The sequence below is a fragment of the Nocardioides sp. zg-1308 genome (assembly GCF_013155375.1).
GTDB classification, from domain to species: Bacteria; Actinomycetota; Actinomycetes; order Propionibacteriales; family Nocardioidaceae; genus Nocardioides; species Nocardioides renjunii.
The window spans coordinates 79,908-101,839 of the sequence record NZ_JABJQY010000004.1 but is presented as its reverse complement, the minus strand read 5'-3'; the positions used below and the strand labels follow the sequence as shown (position 1 = coordinate 101,839).

24 protein-coding genes are annotated in these 21,932 nt (G+C 70.3%); 10 read left to right on the top strand and 14 right to left on the bottom strand.

What is annotated here, in order from left to right; genetic code table 11:
• The first annotated feature begins 130 nt into the window (after window positions 1-130).
• Window positions 131-607, top strand: coding sequence for a heme-degrading domain-containing protein (locus HN031_RS15455; protein ID WP_172271973.1), 477 nt, complete (start codon window positions 131-133; stop codon window positions 605-607).
• 243 nt (window positions 608-850) lie between these two features.
• Window positions 851-1,756, top strand: a complete 906-nt coding sequence (locus tag HN031_RS15450) for a glycosyltransferase (protein ID WP_172271970.1) — start codon at window positions 851-853, stop codon at window positions 1,754-1,756.
• Between the two features lie 7 nt (window positions 1,757-1,763).
• Here the strand turns inward: HN031_RS15450 and HN031_RS15445 are convergent, their stop codons facing one another.
• From HN031_RS15445 to HN031_RS15435, 3 genes are all read right to left on the bottom strand, one after another.
• The gene (locus HN031_RS15445) at window positions 1,764-2,417 is read right to left on the bottom strand and encodes a maleylpyruvate isomerase N-terminal domain-containing protein (RefSeq protein ID WP_172271967.1); all 654 of its coding nucleotides are present in this window, start codon (window positions 2,415-2,417) and stop codon (window positions 1,764-1,766) included.
• A gap of 96 nt (window positions 2,418-2,513) precedes the next feature.
• Window positions 2,514-2,990 carry a cupin domain-containing protein gene (locus tag HN031_RS15440; RefSeq protein WP_172271964.1) on the bottom strand — a complete coding sequence of 159 codons (477 nt, stop codon included), beginning with the start codon at window positions 2,988-2,990 and terminating at the stop codon, window positions 2,514-2,516.
• Window positions 2,991-3,110: 120 nt separating this feature from the next.
• Window positions 3,111-3,461 carry a PaaI family thioesterase gene (locus HN031_RS15435; RefSeq protein WP_172271961.1) on the bottom strand — a complete coding sequence of 117 codons (351 nt, stop codon included), beginning with the start codon at window positions 3,459-3,461 and terminating at the stop codon, window positions 3,111-3,113.
• 261 nt (window positions 3,462-3,722) lie between these two features.
• On the opposite strand from HN031_RS15435, the gene HN031_RS15430 reads away from it, so the two are divergent.
• On the top strand, window positions 3,723-4,085 hold the full coding sequence (locus tag HN031_RS15430; RefSeq protein ID WP_172271958.1) for a hypothetical protein: 363 nt from the start codon (window positions 3,723-3,725) through the stop codon (window positions 4,083-4,085).
• A gap of 63 nt (window positions 4,086-4,148) precedes the next feature.
• On the opposite strand, the gene HN031_RS22040 is transcribed toward HN031_RS15430, so the two are convergent.
• Window positions 4,149-4,646 carry a calcium-binding protein gene (locus tag HN031_RS22040; protein ID WP_172271955.1) on the bottom strand — a complete coding sequence of 166 codons (498 nt, stop codon included), beginning with the start codon at window positions 4,644-4,646 and terminating at the stop codon, window positions 4,149-4,151.
• A gap of 97 nt (window positions 4,647-4,743) precedes the next feature.
• Window positions 4,744-7,761: a BTAD domain-containing putative transcriptional regulator gene (locus HN031_RS15420; protein WP_172271952.1), complete on the bottom strand. Its 3,018-nt coding sequence runs from the start codon at window positions 7,759-7,761 to the stop codon at window positions 4,744-4,746.
• Between the two features lie 245 nt (window positions 7,762-8,006).
• Between HN031_RS15420 and HN031_RS15415 the strand changes: the two genes are divergently transcribed.
• From HN031_RS15415 to HN031_RS15400, 4 genes are all read left to right on the top strand, one after another.
• A complete protein-coding gene (locus HN031_RS15415) occupies window positions 8,007-8,444 on the top strand; it encodes a hypothetical protein (protein WP_172271949.1) in 438 nt (145 codons plus the stop codon).
• A 281-nt stretch (window positions 8,445-8,725) separates the two neighbouring features.
• The gene (locus HN031_RS15410; protein WP_172271946.1) at window positions 8,726-9,022 is read left to right on the top strand and encodes a DUF4333 domain-containing protein; all 297 of its coding nucleotides are present in this window, start codon (window positions 8,726-8,728) and stop codon (window positions 9,020-9,022) included.
• Window positions 9,023-9,173: 151 nt separating this feature from the next.
• Complete coding sequence (locus tag HN031_RS15405; protein WP_172271943.1) at window positions 9,174-9,356, top strand: hypothetical protein; 183 nt, start codon at window positions 9,174-9,176, stop codon at window positions 9,354-9,356.
• Window positions 9,357-9,467: 111 nt separating this feature from the next.
• On the top strand, window positions 9,468-9,761 hold the full coding sequence (locus HN031_RS15400; RefSeq protein WP_172271940.1) for a hypothetical protein: 294 nt from the start codon (window positions 9,468-9,470) through the stop codon (window positions 9,759-9,761).
• Window positions 9,762-9,785: 24 nt separating this feature from the next.
• Here the strand turns inward: HN031_RS15400 and HN031_RS15395 are convergent, their stop codons facing one another.
• The 8 genes from HN031_RS15395 to HN031_RS15360 form a co-directional block, all read right to left on the bottom strand.
• A complete protein-coding gene (locus HN031_RS15395; protein WP_172271937.1) occupies window positions 9,786-10,172 on the bottom strand; it encodes a hypothetical protein in 387 nt (128 codons plus the stop codon).
• Window positions 10,173-10,316: 144 nt separating this feature from the next.
• Window positions 10,317-11,375: a low specificity L-threonine aldolase gene (locus HN031_RS15390; RefSeq protein ID WP_172271934.1), complete on the bottom strand. Its 1,059-nt coding sequence runs from the start codon at window positions 11,373-11,375 to the stop codon at window positions 10,317-10,319.
• Window positions 11,376-11,466: 91 nt separating this feature from the next.
• Window positions 11,467-12,426: a dihydrodipicolinate synthase family protein gene (locus tag HN031_RS15385; RefSeq protein WP_216652505.1), complete on the bottom strand. Its 960-nt coding sequence runs from the start codon at window positions 12,424-12,426 to the stop codon at window positions 11,467-11,469.
• A 67-nt stretch (window positions 12,427-12,493) separates the two neighbouring features.
• On the bottom strand, window positions 12,494-13,324 hold the full coding sequence (locus tag HN031_RS15380) for a PhzF family phenazine biosynthesis protein (RefSeq protein WP_172271931.1): 831 nt from the start codon (window positions 13,322-13,324) through the stop codon (window positions 12,494-12,496).
• A gap of 2 nt (window positions 13,325-13,326) precedes the next feature.
• Complete coding sequence (locus HN031_RS15375; RefSeq protein ID WP_172271928.1) at window positions 13,327-14,553, bottom strand: PLP-dependent aspartate aminotransferase family protein; 1,227 nt, start codon at window positions 14,551-14,553, stop codon at window positions 13,327-13,329.
• Window positions 14,550-14,948 (bottom strand): hypothetical protein, encoded by a 399-nt coding sequence (locus HN031_RS15370; RefSeq protein WP_216652504.1) that lies wholly within the window; start codon window positions 14,946-14,948, stop codon window positions 14,550-14,552. The genes HN031_RS15375 and HN031_RS15370 overlap by 4 nt, the downstream gene beginning before the upstream one ends.
• On the bottom strand, window positions 14,945-15,721 hold the full coding sequence (locus tag HN031_RS15365; protein WP_172271925.1) for a B3/4 domain-containing protein: 777 nt from the start codon (window positions 15,719-15,721) through the stop codon (window positions 14,945-14,947). Before HN031_RS15365 ends, HN031_RS15370 begins: the two co-directional genes overlap by 4 nt.
• Window positions 15,714-16,319, bottom strand: coding sequence for an XRE family transcriptional regulator (locus HN031_RS15360; protein ID WP_216652540.1), 606 nt, complete (start codon window positions 16,317-16,319; stop codon window positions 15,714-15,716). The genes HN031_RS15365 and HN031_RS15360 overlap by 8 nt, the downstream gene beginning before the upstream one ends.
• A gap of 166 nt (window positions 16,320-16,485) precedes the next feature.
• Here HN031_RS15360 and HN031_RS15355 point away from each other — a divergent pair, with 166 nt between their 5' ends.
• From HN031_RS15355 to HN031_RS15345, 3 genes are all read left to right on the top strand, one after another.
• Complete coding sequence (locus tag HN031_RS15355) at window positions 16,486-18,747, top strand: pyruvate dehydrogenase (RefSeq protein ID WP_367650783.1); 2,262 nt, start codon at window positions 16,486-16,488, stop codon at window positions 18,745-18,747.
• A gap of 357 nt (window positions 18,748-19,104) precedes the next feature.
• Window positions 19,105-19,719, top strand: a complete 615-nt coding sequence (locus HN031_RS15350; RefSeq protein ID WP_172271916.1) for a hypothetical protein — start codon at window positions 19,105-19,107, stop codon at window positions 19,717-19,719.
• Window positions 19,720-20,510: 791 nt separating this feature from the next.
• A complete protein-coding gene (locus HN031_RS15345; RefSeq protein ID WP_172271913.1) occupies window positions 20,511-20,861 on the top strand; it encodes a hypothetical protein in 351 nt (116 codons plus the stop codon).
• 28 nt (window positions 20,862-20,889) lie between these two features.
• Here HN031_RS15345 and HN031_RS15340 read toward each other — a convergent pair whose 3' ends face one another.
• On the bottom strand, window positions 20,890-21,918 hold the full coding sequence (locus HN031_RS15340) for a PASTA domain-containing protein (protein ID WP_172271910.1): 1,029 nt from the start codon (window positions 21,916-21,918) through the stop codon (window positions 20,890-20,892).
• Between the last annotated feature and the right edge of the window lie 14 nt (window positions 21,919-21,932).

Below are 21,932 nucleotides of genomic sequence, written 5' to 3'. Positions count from 1 at the left end.
GGTCTGGCGCGCCCGTCCGATGCTCGCGACTGCGTCGCCCCACGGAGCGTGGGACGACCATGAGTAGCGTGCGCGTTGTGAACACATCGACCTCCACCGGCATGACGCGGACCCTCCGAGGGGGCGAGCAGTGACCGGGCCTGAGCTCCTGGACGAGCTGGTGGCCCAGGAGGCGCGCCTCGTCTTCGACTCCTTCGACGAGGAGACCGCGTGGGCGCTCGGCGTCGCCCTGCGCGACGCCGCGCTGGCCGCCTCCCTGCCGGTGGCCATCTCGATCCGTCGCAACGGTCAGCGCCTCTTCCACGCGGCGCTTCCGGGCGCGTCAGCGGACAACGACGGCTGGCTCGAGCGCAAGAGCGCCGTGGTCGACCGCTATGGGCGATCCTCGCTGCGCGTGGGCGAGCAGTTCAGGGTCGGCGGCGGATCCTTCGACGCGGACTCCCGCCTGGATGTGTCCGACTACGCCGCCCATGGTGGGGCGTTCCCCGTCCTCGTCCGGGGCACCGGCTGCATCGGCACCGTCGCGGTCTCCGGGCTGCCGCAGCTGGAGGACCACCAGCTCGTCGTCGACACCATCGAAGGCTTCCTCGCCGCCCGTCCCGAGTAGCACGCCTGCCGACGAGGAGAACCCACGCCCATGACACGGATCCTCTTCGTCACGCCCCACGCAGGCGGCAACGTCCCACCCACCCTGGCGGTGGCGGGCACCTTGAGCGAGCGCGGTCACGACGTGCGCGTCCTGGGTCACCCGCAGCTGGCGCCCACCGTGGCAGCGGCTGGAATCTCGTTCTCGTCCTTCCGCCACGCTCGTCCATGGAGCCCTCACTCGGCGAACCCGGGCCTGCGGAGCATGCTCCAGTGGTTGCGAGTGGCGTCGGACCGCGGGATCGCCACCGACCTGACCGGCGAGCTCGAGCGATCAGCCGCCGACGTGGTCGTCGTGGACTGCATGACACCCGTGGCACTCGGCGCCGCTCGACGTTCCGGAGCTGGGGTCGTCCTGCTGATGCACGCCTTCTCCGGATACTGGACGAGCCAGTGGTCGACCACGAGCCCGATCGGCATGTGGTTGCGGCTCACCCGCACGCATCCCACCCGATGTCCCGCGGACTGCGCCATCGTCACCACGGCGCCCGAGCTCGACCGCGTTCGCGCGGATCTCGTTCCCGCCCGGGACGTCCACCAGACGGGTCCCATCGTGCCCCCGGTGCACCGGCCGGCCCAGCTGCGGGACGACGACCCCGTGCTGGTCAGCTTCAGCACGATCAGCTACCCCGGACAGCAGGACGCGTTGCAGAGGACCTTGGACGCGATCGCTGGTCTGCCGATGACGGCTGTCGCCACGGTGGAGCCGCTGCTCGCCTCGGGACTCCGGGTCCCGCCCAACGTCGAGCTCCGCCGGCCGGAGCCACACGCCGATGTCCTGCCGGGGGTGCGCTTGCTGATCGGGCACGGGGGTCACGGCACGACGATGGCTGCGCTGGCCCACGGGGTGCCCGTGCTGGTGATGCCGATGAGCCGTCACGCGGACCAGCCACTCGTCGGCACCGCCGTCGCGCGGGTGGGGGTCGGCCTCGAGGTCAGCCCGAGGGCCTCTGTGGACGACATCCGTCAGGCCATCCAGGCCGTGCTCAGCAAGCCGGCGTACGCGGCGAGAGCCGCCGAGGTGGGGAAGCCGTTCCGGGACGGAGCAGGGGCTCGATCCGCTGCCGACCACATCCTCGAGGCCGCCTGCGATCGAGCTGCGGGATCGTGATCGGGTGTCAGAAGGCCGAGACGGAGCCGGCCGAGCGCTCGCAACGGCTCAGCGCACGCAGCACGCCGGTCTGGCCGCGACGCCGCGCGGCCAGTGCCGCAAGAAGCGCGAGCACGGGCTCGAGCACGTCCGGACCGAACGTCGGGGGCGGTACGCCGACGCTGCAGGCCAGGTCGTCGGCATGCACCACGATCTCCATCAGCCGCACCACGAGGAAGTCGTCGGTCAGCAACGAGCAGTCCTGCCACGGCACGTACGTGACGGGACCGGCCGCGCCGATCGCCGAGTCCAGCTCGGCACGAGACCGTACGAGCGCCTCGACGCACTCCGCGTGCCCGGCCAGGCCCATGTGGTTGAAGTCGTCGCGGATGGAGGTGTTCTCGGCAGCGTCGACCGGCGCACGCCACCAGTCGACCCGGTCGTAGTGCCCGACCAGGGTCATCACGGGAGCGTCCGCGGGCCCGGGAGTGGTCAGGAACTCGACCGCGCACTCGGACTGGCTGACCAGGTGACGGGCGACGCCACCCACGGTCATGCCCGCCAGCGCCGACTCCTGCTCCCACGCACGGGCCACCTCAGGTGATCCGACCAGCTCCCGGATCTCGTCGAGCGCGGCGCTCACTGCGGAGCGGTCGAGGGTTCCGACGAAGGTGAGCGGCATGCCGCCACGGTGACACCTGATCCGGACGTTCGCCATCCGCAATGTTCCGGCAACGGACGGGCTGGTCCCGGGTCGGGACGTCGCGGCGAGGGGAGCTCAGGCGTGCTCGTCCGACGCGTGTTCGCTCGGCTGGACGGACCATTCCGGCGGCTCGTCCGCACCCGACTGCTCGTCCCGCTCGGCGTCCTCGGCCGTCGCCTGCACAGCGTTCGCTGCGTGGTGCACCGGTGCGTACACCGCGTACAGGCGGAGCGGCTCGTCGCCGGTGTTGGTGACGTTGTGCCAGGTGCCGGCGGGGACCATGATCGCCCAGCCGCCCTCGACCACCTGGTCGAAGTCGAGCTGGTCCTCGGCGGAGCCCATCTGCACGCGACCGCGCCCGCCGTCGACGCGGAGGAACTGGTCGGTCTCGGGGTGCGACTCGAGACCGATGTCGTCGCCGGGCGGGATCGACATGAGCGTCACCTGGAGGTACGTGCCCGACCATGCGACGGCTCGGTAGTTGTCGTTGGCCAGCGTTGCCTTCTCCAGGTCGAAGCTCTGGGGCTGAGGTCCGATGTCAGCGATGGTCATGGTGATCTCCTGATGGACGACGGTGTTCCGGGGCGCGCGTTCCACGCTAGGCCACGGTGGTTCGAGTTCCTGACCCGGAGCATCGCGCACCGGGGGGAGGGCGCGACACACTTGCGGAGGTCAGTCCTCGAGCAGCGCGAACGTTGCGAGCGCGTGGACGAGCGACGAGCCGTCCTGTTCGACGTCGGCCTCGCACACGGTGAGGCTCTCTCCCCGCTTGCGGACCTCGGCGGTGGCGCGCAGCTCGCCTGGCTTGCCGGGGCGCAGATAGGTGATCGTGAGCTGGCTGGTGGCAGGAGTCTCCCCGTCGACGGCACTCCGGATGGCGGCACCCATCGTCGCGTCGACGAGGGTGGCGAGCATCCCACCGTGGACGGTGCCGGCAGCGTTGAGATGCCGCTCGTCGGCGTCCACCGTCAGCGTTGCTCGTCCGCCGTCACCCTCGGGGGCCTGGGCGCCGATAGTCGACATGAATCCGTTCTCTGTGTCCGTCACGCGCTCTCGTACCCGAGATCGAGCCGTTCACGCCGGCCGTCGGTGCCGCGCCTGCCGCCGCGGGCGGTGAGTCACGACTCGTCCTAGCGACATCTTCGGGAGACCCGAGCGGCTGAGCAGTCGTTGTGACTTCGCTCTGATCCCGTGATGAGGGACGTCGACGACCGTAGGACCCAGACGGCGAAGCACTCGCCGACCGAGGCGCAGGCCTCTCGAATCAGCAGAGATGAGTCAGTCATGCCCACCATCCACCGCAGCATCCAGGACAGCACCGCGGCGATCCCCGTACCGGGAACCGGGGACCGCGATGTCGAGTTCGTCTTCGACGCACCCCGGCTCTCGGCGTCGACGAGCCGGGACGACCGGCCCTTCCTGTCGTACACCGTGAACCCGCTGTCGAACGCCGAGGCCAACCTCGTCGTCTCCATCAACGGGACCGAGATCGTCAACGAGACGTTCACGTCCTCCCCGAAGCGCACGCTGGTCGAGATCTTCGACCGCTCGGTGCTCGACGGGACCGACAACGACCTGCGGGTGCTGGTCCCCAGTCCGGGCTCCCTGTCGGTGTCCGACCTGATCGTCGGCTACACGTCGGCCTGACCCCGACCCGCAGGACGACGCCGGCCCGGCGGAGCTGAGCTCCGCCGGCCGGCGTCACGGTCTTCAGTGTTCGACGCGGAGCACCTTGTCGTTGCCCTGGCTGTCGGTACGCGAGTCCCAGCCGTCGCCGCCGTCGAGGAGGTCATCTCCGGCGTCGCCACCGAGGAAGTCGTCGTCCACCCCACCGAGCACCGAGTCATCCCCGTAGCCGCCGTGCAGGTCGTCACTCCCCTCGTCCCCCGTCAGGCAGTCCCTGCCGGGCCCTCCGAACAGCACGTCGTCGCCGGGACCGCCGATCAGCACGTCGTCACCGCCGCCGCCGATCAGCACGTCGTCGCCGCCGAGCCCGAAGATGCGGTCGTTGCCGGGTCCGCCGGTGAGCACGTCGGGGCCGGCGCCTCCGACGATGACCAGCCCGCCGGCACCGCAGTCGCCGCTGAACACCGGGACGGCGCCCGCCGCCACAGGGTCGAGGACGGCAGCCGACAGGCCGGCGGCCAGCGCTGCACGGGCGACCCGGGCGCGGCGGCGTGACGAGGTGTGATCGTGCGTGTGGTCCATGGCGTGGTCTCCTGAGAGTCGCGGTTGATGCCAGGACGGTCGCACGCACCCGTCACAACGCGGTCACAACCGCCGAACCGGGGTCGCGGAGGCGTCGTCAGACGTCCGTCAGCCGCGGCCCGCGCTCCGGTGGTGGAGCGCCGATCATGATCATCGCCTCGCGCCACCGGTCGAAGGCCCGCTCGGCCTCGCCATGTCGACCGGACCCAGCGAGCGAGCGGACGAGCAGCCGGTGGACCTGCTCGTCGAACGGCTCGATCGTGAGCAGCCGGACGAGGGTGTCCTGGGCTTGCGCGGCCCGCCCCAACCGGCCGAGCGTTGTCGCGAGGCGGCGCAACGTGCGCAGCTGGGCGATGCGGACCTCCTCGCGCAGCGGCGCGGCCCACGCCTCGTCGGCCTCGTCCTCCAACGCCTGACCCGGATGCCGTCGGTCGAGGTCCGCCAGGACCAGCAGCGCGGCCTCGGCCCGTCCCTCCTGCAACAAGGAAGCGGCCTCGTCGGCGTCGGTGAGGTAGTCCTCCACGTCGACCGAGACCGTGTCGAGGTTCAACCACAGGCCCCGGCCGTCGGAGGCCACGAACTGCTCCGCCGGCCACGCCTTGTCCGGATCCAGCACCGTGCGCACCGTGGAGAGCAGGACCGAGAGCCGGTGCGGGGTCCGGACGGGGTCGTCATCGGGCCACAGCAGCTCACACAGCCGCTCACGGGACACCGGACGACCACGGTGCGCGACGAGCACCTTGAGCAGCGTGCGCGCCTGCCGCGAACGCCACTTCTGCAGCGGTACCACGCGGCCCTGCACACTGACCCGGAAGCGACCCAGCACGCGCACCCGGATGGCGCGATCGCTCGAGCCCGCGCCGTGCAGGACCCGCGACTCGGGCACGCCCAGCCGGCGCAGGGTGTTGGCGGCGTCGCGTGCCGTGGCCCGAGCGGTCGCGTCGGCACCGACCAGGCGCCCGAGCTCGACCTGCACGCGGGCGCAGGCCGGGGTCGCGCCGCCGGCGGACCAGATCGACAACGCCTCGTTCAGCCGCATCCTGCTCCGGTGCGGGTCGGTCTCCACGACTGCGGCCAGCTCGAGCGACTCGGCCAGCAGGTCGGCGGCCGCCTGGTCGCGAGACTCCCGGACGGCTCGCTCCACGGCGTCCCGAGCCACGGGCCACTGCTCCAGGGACACCGCCGTCCATCCCAGCCCCAGCAGCGCGAAGGGCAGCAGGGCGGGTGTCGCCAGCTCGACCGCCCGCGTGGCGGTGGCCATGGCCCGATCGTCGCCATGGCCGGCCTCGAGGCGAGCCAGTCCGGCCAGCGCGGGCACGAGCACCTGGAGCTCCCCCGTCGCCGTGGCGAGGTCGACCGCCTCGCCGTACGCCGCCCTGGCCTGCTCGTCGCGACCCAGCTCTCGATGGATCTCGCCGATCCCCAGCAGGCCGAGACCTGCGCGGCCGGCGCCGAGCCTGCTGGAGACAGCCGCTCCCCGGCGGTACTGCCACGCAGCCTCGCCGTAGTCGCCGATCCGCATGAGCGCCTCGCCGAGGTTGTGCATCGCGGCCGGCAGGCGTCCCGACCCACCAGCCAGGGTGCACAGTCGAACCGCTTCCCGTCCGACGCGCGCTGCCTCCAGGAACCGAGCGCCGGCGAGCAGGAGATGGGCCTGGTTGACCCGGACACCCGCGGCGGTGGCCAGGTCACCCGCCTCGACCGCGTGCCGCAGCGCCCGGTCGAGGTGCAGCTCCTTGCGGGTGCCGGTGGAGACCCGGGAGGCTGCCAGGTGAGCCGCTGCCAGCGCTCCCGGCGTGCCGTCCTCCACAGCTTCCCGCAGTGCCTGCGCCGCCACGTCAGCAGCCGCACCTCGTCCACCCAGCATGGACAGCACCTGTGCCCGAGCGGCCAGCCACTCGACGCGCACGATGCCCGAGCCAGCTCCGACGTCCGGCACGCGGTCCAGGGCCGCGAGCGCTGCCCGGTGATCGCCCTCGGTGTAGAGGCAACCCGCCAGGCACGTCGCCAGCCCGGGCGGGAGATCCGTCCCACGGCTCTGTTCGAGCAGCGGGCGGAGGATCCGGCGCCCCGCCTCCGTGTCGCCCGCAAGCCGCAGGGCCTCGGCTCGTACCAGCAGCACGCTCGGGTCGGTTGCCGCAGCCAGCAGCTCAGCCACCTCATCCGGGTGTCCCCCGCGCGCCAGGAGACGGCCGTGCTCCGTCGCCAAGGCGATGACCGCCCGCTCGTCACCCGCCGTGGTCCACGCGCGCAGTGCCGACAGCCACAGCCCCTCCTCCTCGTAGGCCCGCGCCACCCGCTCGAGCACCTCGCCAGGCACGGCCGCCGCTCGGTCGGCAAGACACGCGCCCACCACCGGCACGACCGTCGGCGGCCCCGACCGGTCGAGACCCGGGCGTCGCACCACGAGACCGGTCTCCTCGAGCTCTCGCAGGACAGCCTCAGGATCGGTGGCGCGCGGGCCCGGCACAGCGTCGACGAGAGCGGTCATGACGCCCGGGACGGCAGGCCCGAGCCTGAACAGAGTTCCGAGGAGGGACGCGGTTCCGGGAGGCAGGAGTGCCGCCACGTGAGCGTCCACCCAACCCGCGCACCCGGACCCCGCCCGCGCGAGGTGCTCCACGATGTCGGCTGTCGGATCTCGACGCAGGACGTCACCCGCGAAGTGGACCAGGGCCGGCCAGCCATCGGTCGCCTCCACCACGGCCGATGCCGCCTCGGGGTCGTCGATGGCGTACTCCTCCTCGAGCACTCGAGCGACGCGATACTCGCCGAGCGCGAGGTCGGCCGGACCGCTACGAAACACCGGACCACGGAGCTGTGCGAGGGCGGCAGCAGCGACGGGCGTGCGCGAGGCGAGCATCAGGGTCACGGAGGGCGGTACCTGTCCGAGCCGGTGGGCGAGCCGCGGCTGGTCGTGCGCGTCGAGGCGGTCGACGTCGTCAACGCCCAAGAACGACACGGCGGGGAGGTCGCCGTCGAGCAGCGACGTGGCCGGGGCGACGAGGCCGTCAGCCGGACAAGCGATCTCGAGGGCCGCGGACTTGCCGTAGCCCGCAGCCGCGACGATCAGGCGAACAAGGCCATCGCGGTCCCGAGCCGTCTCGATGCCCATCGTGCACCTCCGCATCGGTGGTCCTCGTCCATTCGACCGCCGAAAAGAGAACTTGTCGAGATCTGGACGACGAGCGACGGCGCCGACACGGACGCGGTCGACGACGCCACGAGAGGACTCCACTGAACTGCCCGGGTCTGCCGCGATCAGCTCGCCCGGATCCGCGGATGAGATTGCACTGTGGAGGTCGTCCCGGACGCTGCGATCGACCCGGTCAGACCACGTCCTTGCTACATACTGCAGTCATGGAGGTTGCTCGCGATACGTGGCACCTGGCTGTCACGCGAGTCAGACGGGCAACGCAGATGTCACGGCTGCTGTGGTGGGGCTCGATGCTGGTCCCGCCGCTCGTGGCCTTCGTGGCTTTCCCGGAGTTCCTCCTGGAGTCACTCCTCGCCGCCTGTGCGTCACTGGTGGCCATGCGTCGTACCGCCTTCCGTCTGCTCGCAGGGGAAACCGTGCGTTCCATGCAGAGAGTGATCAGCACGGCAGGTCCGGACCTGACGTGGCACCAAGTCGCTCAGCTGCTTCGTGACGGCGCCACCCCGGGCAAGGGCATCACATGGGTGACGGTGCACAACGGGACGCACGTCCGCCTTGTTGCCGAGGGAAGTGAGCCCGGTGCGCCTCCACGTTCGTCTTCGCCGTGGGTGTGGGCCATGGGCGGCGGCGGGGGCGTCTGACCACGGACCGCGCGAGGTTCCGTTCACGTCCGGAACTGCCGCGATCCGAGCATGCGCACATGCCGATGAGCGGATGTCGGCAAGAGCATCCGGCGTGAGGACGGGGCGCATGTTCTCTGCGGGGGGGCCGCGCACTCGAGGCGAGCGAGGGCACGTGGGCAGAGGGATGGCTACGGCCACCGAAGCCAAGGCAACTCACCAGTTTCAGTGCGCATGTTCCCCGCCGACGGACCCATGATCGTGGCCCGGGTGACCTCGACGTGGGTGATACAACGAGAGTCATGAACCGACCCCGGACTGCTCCAGCCACCGTTGCCATCGCCCTGGTCCTCCTCAGCGGCTGTGGTGTCAACGCGGTGCCGCAGGCCGAGTTGGAGAATGGCGTCGGCGACAAGGTCACCGAGCTGGTGGGGACCGCGCCCGACGCCATCGAGTGCCCAGGCGACCTGGACGCCGTGGTCGGCACGACCATGCGCTGCACCTTCACAGACGGTGAGGACGAGCTGGGTGTCACCGTCCGGGTCACCCAGGTCGACATCGGGGACGTCAGCTACGACGTCGCGGTCGACGTGAGCTGAGCCGCGGCCCGCCTCGGCCAGGTGGGAACCCGAGACGCCGACCCCCGGGTAGTTTCCGTGGGGTGACGAACGGCTGCTCCAGCGTCCGGATCTGCCGCGGCCAGCTCACGGATCTTCGATGAGCGGAGTTGTCGGCGCTAGCCTGCTGGCCGTGCCCGAGGACCACCTGACGACGCTGCTGGCGGAGGCTCTTCGCGACCTGGTGCTGTTTGTCGAGAACCGACCCGAGGATGCGACGCCCGAGGACGACGTGCGTGCTCTGGAGGATTTCGTCTACGTGCTCGGTCAGGCTTCGCCAGCCGACAGGGCGCGGGTGAGGCATCTGCTGCGATGAAGTCTCCGCGTTCCTCGGCTGGGACTGAGGGCGCACGACATCCCGATCTGCCGCGATCAGCTCGATCGGATCTGCCGATGAACGGACGACCCTGCCCATAGGCTCGTCCGCGTGATCGTCGAAGGCGTAGATCCTCGGGACACCCAGTGGGAAGTCGACTGGCCGGTCTACCGCGTCTACTTCTGGCATCAGCCGCCCGCACCGCCTGGCGTCGCGCAAGAGCACGCGATGTGGCAGTGCGACGAGTACCGGGTGAGCGATGTAGCCGACGTCGAGGAGGTCCTTGATTGGGCACGGAACAAGGCGCGGTCAGACCAGACCTTCGTCATCTACGTCGAGCAGCGTGACGCTCACCGACGCGGACTCGTGCGCCTTTTCGGAGTCGACCCCGACAGCGCCGCCTAGGCGCCCGGATCTGCCGATGAGCGATCAGTCGCTTAGCGCTGCTACGCGGTCGAGTACCGCCGCAGCAGGTGCGTGCCGATCGAGTGCCGCGAAGCTCCAATAGATGCTGTCGAGTGCTTCGAGGACCAACAGCGGCTCGGCCTCTTCGGGCATGAAGGCTGAGATGCGCCCATCGATCAACTGGTCCACCTTCGCCGCGAAGACCAGCAACTCATCCCATGCGAAAGACACCGGCTCGCCGCCGGTCAGGCGCTCCTCAAGTTCGAGGGCGTTGACCCCTGCGCCCGGCACAGTCGTGCCGTGGAACTCCTCCAGATGCCATGTCCAGTCGTTGGCTTGGACTACGTCGAGCAAAGCATGTAAACCGAGGTACTCCCCGTCGTCGTTCCACGCCTGCGTGATGACCTCCACGGAGCCAGCGTGTCAGACAACCGGGGTTCGGCGCGGACGGAGTGCGCACTCATCTGCCGCGATCTGCTCGACCGGATCTGCCGAGATCCGGTAGCCAACGTTGCCGAAAGCCCCTTGTCCGAGTGGGCAGGGACGACTGGGCTCCTAGCGCTTCTTGAGCGTTGCCGTGATGGCTTCTACGAAGGTGTCGACGTCCTGTTCGGTGGTGTCAAAGGAGGTCATCCACCGCACTTCGCCGATAGCAGGGTTCCAGTCGTAGAACCTGAACTGCTGCCGGAGTTCGTCGGCGGCGCCGGGGGGTAGTACCGCGAACACGGCGTTGGCTTGCGTGGCATGGGTGAACTCGAGTCCCGGCAGGTCGGCTTGTTCGAGTGACGAACGCAGCCGCGCGGCCATGGCGTTGGCGTGCCTGGCGGAGCGCAGGTAGAGGTCGCCGGTGAGCAGTGCCAGGAACTGGGCCGACACGAACCGCATCTTCGAGGCGAGCTGCATGGAGAGCTTGCGCAGGAACAGCAGCCCTTCGGAGGCTGTCGGGTCGAGAACGAGGATGGCTTCGCCGTACAGCATGCCGTTCTTGGTGCCGCCGAAGCTGACGATGTCGACGCCGACGTCGGTGGTGAAGTCGCGGAAGGGGGCGTCGAGTGCTGCGGCTGCGTTGCTCAGGCGGGCGCCGTCGAGGTGGAGGACCATCCCGTTGGAGTGGGCGTGCTCGGCGATGGCCCGGATCTCTTCGACGGTGTAGAGGGTGCCGAGCTCGGTGCTGTTCGTGATGCTCACGGCAAGGGGTTGGGCACGGTGCTCGTCGCCCCATCCCCAGGCTTCCTGGTCGATGAGGTCGGGGGTGAGCTTTCCGTCGGAGGTCTCGATGGGGAGAAGCTTGAGGCCGCTGATGCGTTCGGGGGCGCCGTTCTCGTCGACGTTGATGTGGGCGCTCTTGGCGGTGATGACGGCGCCCCAGCGTGGGAGCAAGCTGGTGAGGGCGGTGACGTTGGCGCCGGTGCCGTTGAACACCGGGAACGTCTCGGTGGCCGGGCCGAAGTGCTCCTTCATCACCTGCTGCAGGTGCGCCGTGTAGGTGTCCTCGCCGTACGCGGGTTGGTGTCCACAGTTGGCTTGTGCCAGCGCGGCCAAGATCTCGGGGTGTGCTCCGGCGTAGTTGTCGGAGGCGAAGTCGCGCTGGTGGGGGTCGTGGAGCTGGCGCATCGTTGTTCTCTCAGTGTCGGTTGAGCGAGGGGGTCGGACTGGACGTTGCTGCCGTGACCGTGGCCCTGGCCGTGGCGGTGTGGGCGGGTGGTCATCTGACGGGGTCGAGGCCGGGGACGCCGTTGGCTCGCATGGTGGCGATGGCGTCGCGAACCTGGTGGCGGGTCGTCGGGTCGAGTCCGCGGACTGGACGGGGGAGGTTCGGGTGCGCCACCAGGCCGAGTTCTTCGGCGACCGCGGAGGTGACTCGGTAGCTGCCGTGGTCGAAGAACAGGTTCCACAGCGGCATCAGCCGGTTCGAGAGCTCGGCGGTTCGGGCGGCGTCCCCAGCGCCAGCGGCATCGACGATGGCTCGACACGGGTCGGGGACGGTGCCGGCAAGGACGCTGTACCAGGTGTCGCAGCCGGCGTTGAGGCCTTCAGCGGCGACGTCGTCGCCGCTGATGCCGATGGTCACGCCGGCGGGGAGCTGCGAGCGGAGGTTGTCGACGCGCTCCTGCAGAACGTCGGGGCCGTCGTAGTCGGGTGGGATCTTGATGGAGGCGATGGCGGGGAGCTGGGCGATGCGGGCGTGCAGGTCGTCGCTGAAGGTGAAGTGGGTGGTGCCGGGGTTGTCGTAGACCACGACCGGGACCGACACGGCGGCGGTGACGTCCTCGAACAGTGCGTAGACCTCCTCGTCGGACAGCGGCTGGTAGGACACGGGTGCCAGTAGGAGGGCGGCGGCGCCGGCTTGTTGGGCGTCGTCGATGTAGCGGAGCACGTCGCGGGTGCGGGTGGCGCCGACGCCTGCCAGCACGGGAACGTCCCCGGCCTCCTGGGCAGCGAGCTGCACGACGCGACGGCGTTCGTCGCGGGTGAGGTAGGCGTAGCTGCCGGTTGAGCCGAGCACGGTGATCGAGTCGACCGCCGCGGCGGCGGCTCGGGTGACGAGGGTGCGGAACGCGCCTTCGTCGATGCCTGCGTCTGTCTCGTCGGTGAGGGGGGTGAGGGGGAAGGCGCTCAGACCGGTGAGCAGTCGTGGCGCCACTGGGGGTGCGGGCTGGGCCATGGTGCTCCTCGGGGTGGGTGGCAGCGATGCGTCGGCACGGGTGCGTGCGCCGGTGGGACGGGGTGAGTCAGTGGATGAGCCCGGTGACGGCGGTGCGCGCTGTCCCGGACAGGTGCACCCGTCCGGCGGTGCCGGTGTCGACTCGCAGTGCTCCGCCGCGCGGTGATGCTTGTTCGGCGAGGAGGGTGGTGCCGAGCTGGTCTTGCCAGTAGGGACCGATGGTGCAGTGGGCTGAGCCGGTGACCGGGTCCTCGGGGATGCCGTAGGCGGGGGCGAAGTAGCGGGACACGACTCCACCGGTGCGCGTCTTCGCGGTGACGATGAGACCGCCGGCCGGGAGCCGCGTGACGGCCTGCAGGTCGGGTGCGAGACCGCGCACGGCGGCCTCGGTCTCGAGGACCGCGAGCACGTTGCGTTCTCCCGGGTCGTCGTTGCTTGTGATGCCCGTCCAGACCGGGACCGCTCCGTCGAGTGCCGTGCGAAGGTCGGCGTGCAGGTCGGCGGATGGTGGCACCGGCTCGGCGGGGACGGACGGGAAGTCCAGCACGACCTGGTCGCCGTCACGCACCGCGCTCAGGGGACCGCTGGCGGTGGTGAAGGTGATCGTCGAGCCGTCGGGGACTGTCCCGCTCTCCCACAACCAATGCGCGCTGGCGAGGGTGGCGTGACCGCATAGGGCCACTTCAGCGACCGGGGTGAACCAGCGCAGCCGGAACGACGCCGGATCCTGCGCCGGCACGAGGAACGCTGTCTCGGCCTGGTGAAGCTCATTGGCGACGCCCTGCATCCACACGTCGTCGGGGTAGGCGTCCAGGACCACGACCCCGGCCGGGTTGCCGGAGAACGGGTGCTCGGTCGTGAACGCGTCGACGATGGCGAAGGTGGTCTCGACAGGCATGGTCAGCGCGGTCCGTAGGCGGTGGTGAGGGCGGCTCCGAGGTCGGCCATGAGGTCGTTCTCGGCCTCGAGACCGATGGCGAGGCGGACGAGCCCGTGCTCTCGGAACGGCTGCGCGAATGCCTTGGCGGGGCCCTCGGGGTACTCCTCGTAGGCGACGAGGGTCTCGTCGTGACCCAGGCTCACCGCGGAGGTGATGACGCGCAGATCGTTGACGAACGTCAGCCGGTCGGTGTGGGTGCCGCCGATGGCGAACGAGACGACACCACCGAAGCCGCCGGAGAGCTGGGACACGGCGGCGGCGTGCTGGTGGTGGCTGACCAGTCCCGGGTAGGAGACATGCACGACGCGGGGATCCGCTTCGAGGAACTCAGCGACCGCCTGGGCGTTCTCGCACTGCCGCTGTAGACGCAGCGGCAGCGTGGTGGAGCCGCGCATGATGAGCCAGGCGTTGAACGGGGAGATGGCGCCGCCGGCGTGCCACATCGCCCCGGTGCGCGTCGGCTCGACCAGGTCGCGGGCGCCGATGACGACGCCGCCCATCGCGTCGCCATGGCCGTTGTAGTACTTAGTCAGCGAATGGATGGCGAGGTCGGCGCCGTGGTCGAGGGGGCGCATCATCGGTGGTGGCGTGAACGTCGAGTCGATGGTCAGCAGCGCGCCGGCGTCGTGGGCGATGCCGGCGAGTGCAGGGATGTCGGCGACGCGGAGGTCGGGGTTGGCGATGACCTCGGTGTGCACGAGGCGGGTGTTGGGGCGGAGGGCGGCGCGGACGGCGTCGAGGTCGGTGATGTCGACGAAGTCGACCTCGATGCCGAGCTTCTGGGGGAACACGTCGGTGAAGAGCCCAGCGACGCGCATGTAGACGACGTTGGACACAATGGCGTGGTCGCCGGGGTTGAGGATGGTGAAGAAGGCGGCGTGCAGTGCGGCCATGCCGGTGCCGAACACGGCGGCGGCTTCGCCGTGGTCGAGCTTGGCAAGCTTCTCCTCGAGGCCGCGCTGGTTGGCGCCGTGCTCGCGCGTGTACACCAGACCCTGGTAGTCGGGGTGGTCGATGTCGCTGGGGTCCTCGGGAAGTCGGTAGGAGTTCGCCATGACGATGGGGGTGCGGATGGCGCCCGTGGTCTCGTCGGCGTGGTTGCCGCCGTGCACCGACCAGGTGTTGCCGGTGAGGGTGGCGAAGTCGTGCTTGTCCGGGCGGGTGCCGGCCGTCGGGGCCTGGGTCATGACTGCTCCTGATGGGTGGCCCGGTCGGTCGGCTGGCCGGCTGGGGGGTCTGAGGTGGTGGCGGCGTCTGGGGTGGTGTGGGCGGAGGGTGGCGCTGGGAGGCGCCCGTCGCCGTAGGTGGCGCTGACGTCGGAGACGACGATGCGGTAGCCGTCGTACCAGCGCGCGACCTGGCCCTTGGCCTCGCGGTGCTGTGGGAACCGGCCGAGCTGCGCGACGGACGAGCGGTCGGCGAAGTAGTACATGGCGTTGACGACGTCCCCCTCGGGCGAGAGCCACTTCTCGACCCGGTCGAAGCCCGGCAGGGCTCTGGCGTAGTCGTCAATCTCTGCGTCGAGGCGGTGGAACTCGTCGTCGTAGGTGCCGGGCTTGAAGATGAACTGACAGCAGATCACGGGTGGTCCTGTCGGTGCTGCGGCGCGGTCGGGGCGGTCGAGGTGCTCGGGGCGATGAGGCGGGTGGCGACCTCGACGCGGGGACCCAGGCGTGCAAGGTGCTCGGCGAGCTCGTCACCGGCGGCGACGAGGGCCCCATCGGACAGCGGGGCCAGGGCGTCGAGGATGAAGACTGCCGACGTGGTCTGCGGGGTGAGCTGGGTGCGGCGGCATTGGCGCCAGTTCCAGCGCCGGCATGTCACACCGACTGCGTCGCGCCACACGACCTCCCCCGGTTCGGGGTTCTCGTCGACGTCGGCACCGGCCGCGACGGTTTCGAAGACCTCGTGGCCTGTCGCGCGGACGAGTCGCGGTGGACCGGCATACGCCGGGAGGTCCTCGCCCCCGAGCGGCACCTGGTGGATGACGCTGATGGCGTTGTAGACGTCGGTGAGGCGGTTGACCCGCGGCAGGCCGGCCGCGGGTCGGCGCACGAGGGCTTCGAGGCTGTTGCGGGTGCGCTGCGGCTTGGCGCCGAAGGACCGGTACGCCTCACGCCAGGCTGTGACGTGCGGCAGGTCCTCCACCGCGGTGCCAGCGAGGAGTTCGCGAGCGACCGACTCGGCTCGCACCAGCATGCGTTCGCTGGCGTCGTCACTGGCGCCCGGCGTCATGCCGTCCACCGCGAGCAGCAGCACGCGGTAGTCCGGGCGGAGGGCGACTACGGCGGGGTGCACCTGTGCGGCGGCCAGAAACGCCTGGAGGTCAGCGGGGCGGGGGTGGTTCTCAGTCATGGCTCGGCTCCGCGGTGGTTGAGGCGCCCACGCCGGGCTCGAACACCGTCAGCGCGAAGCGCGCCGGCTCGTCGCTGTCGTTGGCGTAGGAGTGCGTGACGTCGCTGGCGAAGGAGATGGCGTCGCCTACGGCGAGGACTTCCACCTGGTCGGCGACCTGCACGGTGACGCTGCCCTCACGTACCTGGAGGATCTCCTTCGTGCCAGGCACGTGGGCCTCGCTGTCGTGCCGGTCCCCGGGCGCCAGGGTCCAGTCCCACAGCTCGAGCACGTCCGGCGGTGTCGTGCCAGCCAGCAGGACCCCGCGGCCGCCGCCGGGACCGGTCCACAACGCGGCCCCCTCGCCGCTACGAACCACCTTCACGCGCTTGGTCTGCGGGACCGCCACGAGCGCCTGCAGTCCGATGCCGAGCGCGTCACTGATCCGCAGGAGCGTGGTGACGCTGGGGTTGGCCGAACCCTGTTCGACGTTGATGAGCATGCGGCGGCTGACGCCGGTGGCCTCGGCGAGCTGGTCAAGCGTCCACTTCCGCGACTGTCGCTCACCACGTACCTTGCCGCCGATGGCGGCGGAAAGCTCGTTCGCCCGGTTGTCCATGAAGTGCAGCATAGTGCATTCTTGGTGCAACGCAACGAACGAGGAGTTCCACATGCCTGCCACGGCGACCACGACCGACACAACTGCCGACACCTCCGATACCTCCGATACCTCCGTCGACCGGGCCGGTGAGTCCGGCGATGTGCTCCGCTCCGTAGCCCAACGGGTGCTCTGGCTCTCGGCCGCGATCGTCGACGCCGCCAACCGCGGCCGCCCGAACAGCAGCGGCGTGAAGGTCGGCGGCCACCAGGCCTCATCCGCCTCGATGGTGGACATCATGGTCGCGCTGTGGTTCCACACGCTCCGCGGCGAGGACCGGGTCTCGGTCAAGCCGCACGCCTCCCCGGTCCTGCACGCCATCAACTACCTGCTCGGCGACCTCGACCCGGCCTACCTGACGACCCTGCGCGACAAGGGCGGCCTCCAGAGCTACCCCAGCCGGCTCAAGGACCCCGACACCGTCGACTTCTCCACCGGGTCCGTCGGCATTGGCGCCACCGCCGCGCTGTGGGCCGCCATCGCCCACCGCTACGCTCGCAGCCACTTCGCCGACACCCCTGACGCGGGCCGGTTCGTCAGTCTCCTCGGCGACGCCGAGCTCGACGAGGGCGCCATCTGGGAGGCCGTCGCGGACCCCCAGGTCGCCTCGCTCGGCGAGCTGCTGTGGGTCGTCGACCTCAACCGGCAGTCCCTCGACCGTGTCGTACCCGACATCCAGATCGAACGCCTCCAGGGCATGTTTGCCGCCGCGGGCTGGCAGGTCGTGACGCTCAAGTGGGGCCAGTTCGTCTCCGAACTGTTCGAGCGACCCGGCGGCGCCGAGCTGCGGCGGCGGCTGGAGGAGATGCCGAACGAGGAGTACCAGCGCATGCTGCGCGTCCCGGCAGGCGAGGTCGCCGAGCGCATCCTGGCCGGCCAGGACTCCTTGGCCCTGCGCAACCTCGTCGGCTCGCTCGGCACCGACGACCTCGCCCACGCGGTGCGGGACCTCGGTGGGCATGACCTGCCGCTGCTCGTGGACACCTTCGACGGTGCCGACGACCACCGCCCGACCGTCGTGTTCGCGTACACCATCAAGGGCCGCGGCCTGGCCACCGAGGGCCACCCAAACAATCACTCCGCCCTGCTGACGGAACCGCAGATGCGCCATCTGGCCGACGTCTGCGGCATCGACACGACCGACCCGTGGGCCCCGTTCCCCACCGACACCGCCGCCGGGCGGCTCTGCACGCAGCGCGCCGACGCGCTCGCCCGCCCGGCCACCACCACGACCGGAGCCGTCGAGGTGCCGACGGCGTTGGGGCACCCGCACCGCAAGCCCGTCTCCACCCAGGCCGCCCTCGGACGGCTGCTTGCCGACGTCGTGCGCGACGCCCCGGAGCTGGCTGCCCGGCTGGTGACCTGCAGTCCCGACGTCGCTTCGTCGACCAACCTCGGAGGGTGGATCAACAAGACCGGCGTCTGGTCGGTCCAGGAACGCCACGACTGGTTCGCCGACGACCGCGAACGAGTCCTGCGCTGGTCCGAGAGCGAGACAGGACAACACATCGAGCTCGGCATCGCCGAGGTCAACCTCGTCGGCCTCCTCGGCGAGCTCGGCACCACCTGGTCACGCTGGGGCCAACGTCTCATCCCCGTCGCGACCATCTACGACCCGTTCGTCAGCCGCGCCCTCGAACCGTGGTCGTACGGCATCTACGCCGGCGGACAGTCCATCCTCGTCGGCACCCCCTCCGGCGTCACCCTCGCGCCCGAGGGCGGCGCGCACCAGTCCATCACCACCCCCTCCATCGGTCTCGAGCAACCCGGCTGCATCGCCTGGGAGCCCGCCTTCGCCCAGGACCTCGAATGGACGTTCCTTCACGCGGCCAGTCGCGTCGGGGTGGAGGGTGGCACGTCGTCGTACTTCCGGCTCTCCACGCGACCCTTGGACCCGGCTCTCGCAGAGGTGCCCGATGAGCCGGCGCTGCTCGAGCGCCGTCGCCAGCAGGCCATCGCCGGCGGTTACCGCCTCAGCCAGCATCCCGCCGACCAGGACGAGGTCACGCTCGTGGGCGTTGGCGCCCTCATGCCCGAGGTCATCGACGCCACCCGGGTCCTTACCGCGAGCGGCGTCCGGACGGGGGTCGTCTGCCTGACCAGCCCCGACCTGGTCTTCCGGTCCTTCCAGCAGCGCGGCAACCGCGCTGCACGCGACGGCAACGTCATCGACGAGCTGTTCCCGGCCCACGCACCTGCGCCTCTCGTCACGGTCCAGGACGGGCACCCGCACACGCTCGCGTTCCTCGCCGGGGCGCGCGGGGACCGCATCCGGTGCCTCGGCGTCTCCGAGTTCGGACAGTCCACCAGCCTCGCCGACGCCTACGCCTTGCACGGCCTCGACACGGCGTCCATCGTGGACGCCGCGCTCGGGCTGCTGGGGCGTTGAACGGAGTGCTTCAACGTCCGGATCTGCCGCGATCAGTTCGCCTCGATCTGCCGGTGGGAGCCTGCGTAGATTGGCACTCAGCCGAGGGGGGCCTCATGTCAGCACGGAAGCGCGGGACGCTTCAGGTTGCGGTGGTGGTGGTTGGCGCCCTGCTGTTCGTCAGCAACCTCGTAGACGGTGTGGGGGTCTTGGACTTCCTGCCCTTGGGCGCTGCGGCCTGTGTCCTCGTTGCGATCGACCAAGGACGTCGGGATCGGGAGCGCGACCTGTCGGACTAGCAGCAACGACCGGATCCGCCGCGATGGACGCGCAGCATCTGACGCGATCGTGGGCTGACAACACGAATACGATCCGATCGTGACCTTCCAGCAGGCGGCGAGAAGGGCTCAGTCCAGCGCCCTGCCGATGGGCGCCCGGGTGATCGCCTTGCACCAATGCGCGGAGAAGTACTCCCCGATCGGCTGCCACGCGACCCTTGACTACCTGGAGTCGACCGCTGGGCCTTACCGGTCGAACGAAGCTGCCCTTGTCGCGGCGGTTGCGGTGCTCCGGCAGGCGCACTCCCTGTGGCAGGAAGAACTAGGTAGTTATGCGGCAGAGCGGCGGTCCGCAAAGCGCGCCGGGCAACGGGTTCCGCGACGGAGCGACCCCAATCCCAACGCGCTCACGACCTGGCACGGGCGCCAGAGAGAGGCAGCCTTGTTCGCCGTCGGCCGTTGGAGGAGGCTCACCGGGGACGGTCACTCGAGCAGTGACCAGGAGCGCCTGGTGAGGGAACTTGCCGATCTGGCGCTCTCATCGAAGTTCTCACCCGACGACGACGCAGCGCTCGAAGAACTCCGTGCTGTCTTGGATGAGTCGGCTTCCTGGGACTTGTACCGACAAGATCCCGCCGCGTACTTCAGAGCTCGAAGCCTCGGCCGGATCGTTCACCACCTACGTGTGGCTACCCGGGAAGCGGCTGACGCGTAGAGGGCATTCGGCCCACCCGGTGAGCGATCGCGACGCCACTCATATCGCCGCCTGTGAGATCGCCCCAGCCCGAGATCCGGAAGCCCTGCGGCCCGGGTGCGTCACTGCGGTTTGGCACCGCTGCGACGGAAGCGTCTCGAGGCCCACCACTACGGTCCGGAGCTCGACACGTCCGAAGCCTCGTCCCTCGCTTGCCGGGTCGCCGCCACGATGAGCGCCTTGCGCATGCGCTCGCGCGCCTTGTCCTTCGCGGCCGTCAGAGCCAGATGGGTCGCGAGCGAACTGGATGCTGCCGTCCGGTTTCGGACCGTCGCCCGGCGTGACACGGACCGATTCAGCCGCCTCGTCGCCGTTGCGGGGTTGGACACCCCGTCCGGGCACACATCACTGGTCACCGTCACGGACGCTGTGGCGGTGCCGTGTCTCAGCACCCGAGCATTCGCTGTGAATCCTGGGCCAGCGCGCGTCACGCGGAGCATCTCCACCTCTGTCAATCGCACCGTCACCGACGAGGCGAGAACCTCCTTCGAAGACTCCGTCTCCGGACAGACGCGTGCGACTGCGCGTGGCTGTCCGGCCGCGGCCGGGGCGCCCGGAAGCATCGCGACAACCAGCGCAACCAGCACCGTCACGAACGTTTGCCGGGCTTGAACCGGACCGCTCATCAGTGACCTCCCATCTGGGCCCACCCTATGTTCCGACGTCCGGATCTGGCGCGCTGAGCGCACGAGCTGAGTCGCTACGCACCTCGATCCGGCGCCGACACGATGCTCCGCCTGCCAGTTCGACCGTTGGTCTTCACCACGTCGGCCGAGCGCGGGCGGTTCACGTTCCGCGGCACCAGCGGCACCGAGCACGTCAAGGTCGTCGCGCCGACGACGTACGACCGTGACGTCGCCCTCCGCGGCGGCAAGGACTCCTACGAGTCGAACAGCCTGGGAGGGAGGTCGACACGGCTCAAGGGTGACGGCGGGCGCAACGAGCTGCTGCTCGAGCTCGGCGGCCATGACCGGGTGCGCGCCGACCTGAGCCGTTCCCGGGTGACGGCCACCAAGGCGGGCAAGGACATCGTGATGGGGCGTTCGGGCGGGTTCGACGTGTGCCAGACCGAGAAGCTCCGGGAGTGCGAGAAGCGCACCTGACCGTGCCTCGGCGCACGAGCACCAGCGGTCAGTCGTCGAGTGCGTCCTGGTCGTCGCGGGTCCGCACCCAGGACGGCGGTCCGAGACCACTGCCGCCCGGAAGGGTCACGGAGACGACTGCGATGGCTCCCTCGTCGTCCTCGAACAGGTCGATCGTGAGCTGGCACCCGAGCTCAGGTCCGTCCCCCGGTCCGTCGCCGCGTCGTGCGCCGCTGGCGGTGAGCACCACTCGGGTGGGAGCCCCAGCGACGCCGGACGGGCTCGGGGTGGGGACGCCGCACGTGGTGGGCGGTGGCGACCCACGCGTGATCGAGACGACCGGCTGCCCCAGGTCGTTGGCCACGGGGCGCACCGCGTAGGCCACGACGGGGTCGCGCAGGCGCCGACGCCAGTCGGGCGAGGTGGCCGACTGGGTCCCGTCGGCCGACCCGGCCGCCTCGCCGTCGACGTAGAGCCGCACCTCGGGCGCGAGGCGCGGGCGGGCCGAGCCGGAGACGAGGAAGCGCAGGAACGCCCACGCCTGGACGCGGCCGGCGGCGTCGGCAGGACAGCGCCACGACGGCGTCGCCGTCGCGATGACGACCACGACCTCGTCGGGCCCGACCGTGTCGCCGGACGGCGGCACGGACCCCAGCACCTGCCCGGCCGGGTCGCACTGGGGCACCGGGTCCACCCGGGTCGCGATCCCGGCGCGCCCCAGCGCGCTGACGGCCTCGGCGGAGGTGAGGCCCACGAGGGCAGGCACCGTCGCGGCCCTCCGCTCGACCTCCTCGCGGTCGGGCGCGCCGGTCACGATCGCGACCGCGAACGCCGCCGCGACGACAGCGACGAGCACCAAGACCGCGAGCGAGGGGCCGCGGGACCGCCGGCCGAGCACCTCCTCCCGGAGCGCGGGAACGACGACCTCGTCGGGGTCGGCAGATCGAACGATGAGGCGCCGCTGGTCCTCGATCACACGATCGGCCACCTCCGCGGCCTGGTCCGCCGGCACGCCGAGCTCGGTCGCCATCTCGACGAGTCGCCGGTGGCGCGCAGCTCGGTAGTCCCCGAGGTCCATCTACCGCCCCTGGT